Below are 5,994 nucleotides of genomic sequence, written 5' to 3' on the forward strand. Positions count from 1 at the left end.
ATCAACAAGGCACGAACTAGCCAAGTAGCAGCTTTTTGCGTAGAATGGTCTGGATAGTTTATTTTGGAAAGGAAACCCGCCATGTCGCGCACTGAAACCCACCTCGTGAACCAAAATGATCAGAAACTAAAAGGCGTCATTTTTGCTGTTGTTGGCGCCATCTTTTGGGGTGCTAGCGGTATATTCACCCAAATGTTATTTACCGATGCCGGGGTGCAACCGTTATGGCTAGTCGGTATCCGGTTATTTTTTGCCGGATTATTGCTGGTTATCTGGAGCTCGCTCAAAGACTTACGGCAATTGGGCACTATTTGGAAAAATCGGCATGATGCCATGTTGCTAATTCTCTTCGCCTTTCTGGGTATGGTGCCTTCCCAACTGACTTATTTTCTCGCCATTAGTGCCGGAAATGCAGCCACAGCCACGATCCTGCAATTCCTGGGGCCGGTTTTTATCTTGCTCTATGTTGCATTTGCTACCCGCCAAATGCCGCGGCGCATTGATTTCGTGAGTATTACCCTCGCGCTGATCGGCACTTATTTGTTGGTAACGCGCGGACGGCTCACCAGTCTGAGTCTAGCACCGGCTGCAGTCTTCTGGGGAATTATGGCCGGCGTGAGTCAAGCGTTGTACACGCTGCTGCCTCGCACTTTGCTTGCCAAATATGACGCGCGGGCAGTCACCGGCTGGTCCATGCTGCTCGGAAGTTTGCCCTTTTTACCCCAGTATGTACTCCGCCGCAACCCTGTGCTGACATTGCCTAATCTTGGTGCCATTGCCTTTGTCGTAATTTTCGGCACTATGCTTGCTTACTTGCTCGTCTTAGGCAGCCTGCATTACATTTCACCAGTCGCAACGGGCATGCTCAGCGCGTTTGAGCCATTGACAGCCACCACACTAGCAGTCACCCGCTTGCACATTGCGTTTGGTCCGGCAGAGTGGCTGGGTGGTTTTCTTATCGTGTTAAACACCTTGTTGCAAGCCCTGCCGTTTAATAAGTTGCAACATGTGCAACGCCGCTTAATTCGGCAGTTTTCGCGAAAGAAAAGTGTTTAGCCGTATCCAAAAAGCAACTTGATATCGGATATAAAAGAATCCTGATCTGCAGTGATTTACCACTGACGATCAGGATCCTTTTTTATAATCAGCGCTGCTTACCCGACTCACTGAGGAGCGTTGCTTAATAACCAGGTTGCAGTGGCGTGATATTGTCCGGCTTTAGCAGTAGCAGTTTGTTCAATGCCTAGATAAGCCGCAATATTGCCGGTTTGTGCGCCTAATGTCCAATCAGTACCGCCTGCTGCCATATTCTTCACCAAGGTTGCATTGTTGTTATCTCTGATTGTAGCCACTTTGTCCGTTCCGGTGGCGGTTCGATCCGCCAAGACCAGCGTTGCTTTGCCACCTTGCTGACTACCATGATCACCTAAAACATACGGCTGCCCGACAAGTGTAAACGGCGTCAGTTGCATCATCAAATGCCAGCCTTGCTTGGTCGGTCGGGTATCCTTGATGCTTAACACTTTCCCTGTCGAGTTGGCTGACTCCAGTCCATGCTGATTGGTCAACCACTGGCCTGTTTCTAACTGATTCGGGGATGCCGTATCGGGATTAGGAATACCGTTCACCATGTCCATGACGTTCGGATTGCGATAACCACCCGCGCCATCTTTGAGTTCAAAAATAAAACTCGGCACTTTTTCCAGGGTTAAATCACCGGTTTCCGGATCAAGGATATACTCCAACACATCTTTACCGGTAGGCGTTTTTAAATCATAAGTTTGCCCGTCGCCACTGACCGTTCCGATTGGTTTATCATGAAACAGCGTCGATTTCAGCAAGGCGTGATGCTTTACCCGCGCCGGTAGCGAAAATTGCAATTTGGCTGCGGTTCCGGCCGCAACTGACGGCATTTGCGTAACGACAATCCGATTGCCGTCGCTTTGCACTTTTCCTTGAACGGTAACCGTGCGACTGCCAATCGTAAGCGTTATCGGAAGCTGGTCGTCTGGTTGCGCCGGCGTTCCATCTGCTTTGAGATAATCAAAATACTGTCCTTTGGGTACATCCATGGTGATGGTGCCATTGGTAGGCCATGCTGCTTGCTTAGTTGCTTGGACGTCCACCACATAATCATAATGAATGGCATCTTCTACCTTCAAATGCGTGTTGGCATCAACTGTTTCCGCGCCTCGCATTAACGCAACCGTTCCCTTAACCTTCGCCACTTCCGGTAAAGCACCGATAGCAACCACATGTGGTTCATAGTAATTACTGGTAGTCCCCGTGAAGCCTAAATAGAGTCGCCGCGGAACCGGATCGCCTGCATTTTGGGCAAAGTAGTTTTGAATATCAGCACTTGTCCAAGTGACTTTCTCTGAAAATACATAGGGTTTGCCATTGCTTTTCTGAACCGTGACAGTATAAGTTAGCGTGCCGCCTCCCCGGTTATCCTTCTTCCAGTCTATTTTCACTTGATGCCATTTACCGTTTGCCGCCGTTGATGCAAGGGTATTCTGTCGGCCAATTCCGGTTTGGACGCCATTAAAAGGAGGATCGCCTTTAAAATATAGCCACGACATCCAATAAGGATTAGAAATTCGATACATATTGGCTTGTCCTGGATAGCCCGCGCCAAAATAGTAATCGGTATAAGCACTATATTGATCATAACCACCTGCAGCATCACCACCATTACGCCGAGTATCAACATATAAGGCAAAACTATTTGGTAATGCTGTATTAGCTATTTGCTGGGAGGTGCTGCCTGCAGGTAAATGATCGACACCCCAGATACCAAGCGATGATGGGTCAATTTGTTTTGGTGCCGCTGGTTTAGCTGCCAGCACAAACGCCATCCCTTCACCAATTGTGGTTTTATTACCCAGATAATAATACATGGTGTATGACGCATCTTTGTCCAAGTCAAACATAGGCGCCGTACTCCAGATGGCACCGGATTGGTTAGGAGCATCTTTATTAATTTCCATTCCGACCGCACTGCCCGTCGCAGAATCGATAATCAAACTTGAATCTTTTTGAGTTGGTTCAAAGAGCCCGGTAACATCAGAAAATGATGGCGGTGCGGGGTACCCTGACGATGACGGCCACCCAGCCGCGGCGTGCGCCGACACGGAAGGGGCCACCATCAAAAAACTAACCAGCAAGCCCAACCAAGTAACCAGGTAGCCGCACTTCTTCATGATCATCACTCCTTTCTAAAGTGAGCGTGAGCCAGCGCGGTTAGAAGCCGGAGTGTAAGTGGCCTTGGGCGTGATGGTCGTACTTTGACCATTGCGACCAAGGTCCTTACACGCAGGCTTCTGCGCTGGCGAACGCGTTATGGTGAGCGTGAACCGGTGCGGTTAGAAGTCGGAGTGTAAGTGGCCTTAGACGTGATGGCCCGCTCTTGGCCATCGCGTCTAAGGTCCTTACATGCAGACTTCTGCACCGATGAACGCGTTATGGTGAGCGTGAACCAGCGCGGTTAGAAGCCGGAGTGTAAGTGGCCTTGGGCGTGATGGTCGCACTTTGACCATCGCAGCCAAGGTCCTTACACGCAGGCTTCTGCACTGGTGAACGCATTGATGTGGTTTAAGGTTGCGGCGCATTGGCAAGCGTCCAAGTAATTGCCGCCTGATACCTGCCTATTTGAGTGGTGACATTGATCGGGCTTGAAACCAACGTCAACTCCGTACCAGCGCTAATAGTCACCTGATTATTACCCTGCCCTTGCCCGGTACTAGTCGCGCTTGCAGCATCTGCCTGCCAAACCACCGTCTCAGGCGTTTGTTGATCTTTGGCAAACTTCAACCGCGGCGCTTGGGCCCCTGCTGGGTGAACGGCATTCAAATCAGGATTACTCGTCGTCGGATTCGTCCCCACCAGATCAATATAACCTTCCAAAAAATGTCCCTTACCATCCGTTAGCGCGTCCATCTTTGCTGTTAACGTCCATCCTGCGCTGGTGCCACGATAATCACCCACCTGCAACAACCCAGACGCGTTACCGTCATTAGCATTCGTACTATTTTTAACCGGCCCCTGATTAACCTTATTGCTGCGTAACGCATGTTTTGTGAACTGTCCGCTAACAATTTCATAAACGGAAATGCCGCCAAAATTTAAGTCAGGAACTTGCTGTAAAACGATATTGCCTGGATCAACTGTCAATTGAGCCACGGATGATTTTGGCCCTAAGTCATCTGCCGCAGCTACCGGATAGGCTGTTGAGATTCCAGCTGCTATTAACAAGGTGGTAAGACTAAGGATTTGCTTTTTCATTTTCATCCCCCTTGTCTTTTCGCCCGCGCCAGAAGCTCAGGCCCATGCTGTTGATGAGTAACAGCATCGTGCCAATCACCGGTAACATACCCTGCTGACTGTGTTCACCAGTTTGCGGTAGGCGAAGCGGCGTCGATTTAGGTGGTCGCGGTAAATTATTTTTCAGTGGCTTGGGTGTTAAAATGTCGCTGCCAGGCGCATTAATGGGATTAGCGGGTTGTGGTCGATCATCTATCACGATCACCTCGCCGATGGAAGTTGCTGCTTGTACCTCATAGACGGCAACACTACTCAAGCCAATGAAGCCCATTAAAACAACCAGCTTGATCCAAAAACGCCACGTACTAAATCCCATCGGTTAGCACCTCCTTTTTCAAGCAAAACTTGGCTAAAGAACCAATCATTCAGCGTTAAACTTGGCAAAAGAGGGCCAGTCGAAGATCACTGTCCCTCTTCTGACGTTTGATAATCAGTTACCCGGCGCATTTGTCAGGGTCCAGGTAATCGCAGTTTGATACTTACCTGCATAGGCCTTAACATTTTTGGTCAGTTTCAGTAGGTTCTGCGGGGAGGTGAACAATGAGGTGTTTCTGCCTTGTCCTTGATCTTTAGCCGCTTGCCAGATTGGAACCGAGCTACCTGCCAGAACTAATTCAGGATTTGTTGCGAGCGCTGCCGGATTATTATCGGTTTCGTCCGCTTTGATATCACCCGCCAATACAATGCTGCCGCCCAGGGTTTGACCCGTTTCATTCTTAAGTTCGCCTGCCTGAGCTTCCAATCGCCAACCTGCACCAGTTCCGCGATAGTCTGTAATGTTCAAGATTCCCTGATTATTACCATCTGCCGCATTCCCAGCAGGTTCATTCTTCACTGGTTTGTCAGTTACCGTATTATTTAGTAACGGCAAAGTTTGATCGCCGGTAGACAAGGCTTCAACACTGACGCTCTTAAACTTCAGATCCGGAACTTTTACCAATGATAAAATATCCTTCGAACCATCTGGATTGTCTGGGTTTTTCGGGTCTGGATTAGTCGGATCCACCCCGACCCGAACTTCACCAACGGAAGTCTTCTTTGATGGCGTGTCAGCCTCGCCTGCAGCCAATACATTGGTGACTGGTAAGATCATACCAGCCAGCGATAATGCTGTAAGACCCATCGCCATGTAGTTAACTCTTTTCATTAAATTATCCTCCATATTCTTATTTGATTTGTTTTTCTTCTCTACGTCTATTATAGTATTCTCGAATTAATCCAAATGCAAGCGCTTTCTTCAAACATTACAATTGTTATTGTTATATTTTAGTAATTAAACGTTATTTATAGAATTTATATTCTTGAATCGTCAGCATTATATTGCTTATGTGCGTCTGGTTTTATGTTCTTGATGTAAAATTTAAATAATTTGGTTTTTTCTTCCTTATAAAGTCAATAACAATATTATTAATTATTTCAAATCTTTAAAATATCATTTACCAAAACATAGATTCCAAAAAATTGATATTATTTGATTAAAAGCATTTATTTAATAATTTTCAACGATTATATTCTTGCTTTCATTTTTGCACAATTATATTTATACCAACTAAAAGTGCCGTATTTTGACTTTCCTCCATTCACGAAAAACTGACATTTTCAAAATACTGCCGCTGCCGTGACATTGAATCAATCTTATATTTCCCGTAATCAAAAAGGACCGTGCAACTA

The 5,994-nt window shown here is 47.2% G+C and carries 5 protein-coding genes; 1 reads left to right on the forward strand and 4 read right to left on the reverse strand.

Translation table 11 applies throughout. The features are described 5' to 3' along the window. The first annotated feature begins 81 nt into the window (after positions 1-81). Positions 82-1,056 (forward strand): EamA family transporter, encoded by a 975-nt coding sequence (locus tag ACWP87_RS13530; protein WP_005684213.1) that lies wholly within the window; start codon positions 82-84, stop codon positions 1,054-1,056. Positions 1,057-1,163: 107 nt separating this feature from the next. Here the strand turns inward: ACWP87_RS13530 and ACWP87_RS13535 are convergent, their stop codons facing one another. The 4 genes from ACWP87_RS13535 to ACWP87_RS13550 all read right to left on the reverse strand — a co-directional run bounded on the left by ACWP87_RS13535 (position 1,164) and on the right by ACWP87_RS13550 (position 5,470). Next, positions 1,164-3,203, reverse strand: a complete 2,040-nt coding sequence (locus ACWP87_RS13535; protein ID WP_014569184.1) for a WxL domain-containing protein — start codon at positions 3,201-3,203, stop codon at positions 1,164-1,166. A gap of 391 nt (positions 3,204-3,594) precedes the next feature. Beyond that, a complete protein-coding gene (locus ACWP87_RS13540) occupies positions 3,595-4,284 on the reverse strand; it encodes a WxL domain-containing protein (RefSeq protein WP_014569183.1) in 690 nt (229 codons plus the stop codon). Continuing rightward, the gene (locus ACWP87_RS13545) at positions 4,265-4,639 is read right to left on the reverse strand and encodes an LPXTG cell wall anchor domain-containing protein (protein ID WP_014569182.1); all 375 of its coding nucleotides are present in this window, start codon (positions 4,637-4,639) and stop codon (positions 4,265-4,267) included. Before ACWP87_RS13545 ends, ACWP87_RS13540 begins: the two co-directional genes overlap by 20 nt. A 114-nt stretch (positions 4,640-4,753) precedes the next feature. After that, entirely contained in the window at positions 4,754-5,470 is a 717-nt protein-coding gene (locus ACWP87_RS13550) for a WxL domain-containing protein (protein ID WP_014569181.1), read from the reverse strand. Positions 5,471-5,994 lie beyond the last annotated feature (524 nt).

It is taken from the genome of Lacticaseibacillus sp. 22, assembly GCF_055413445.1.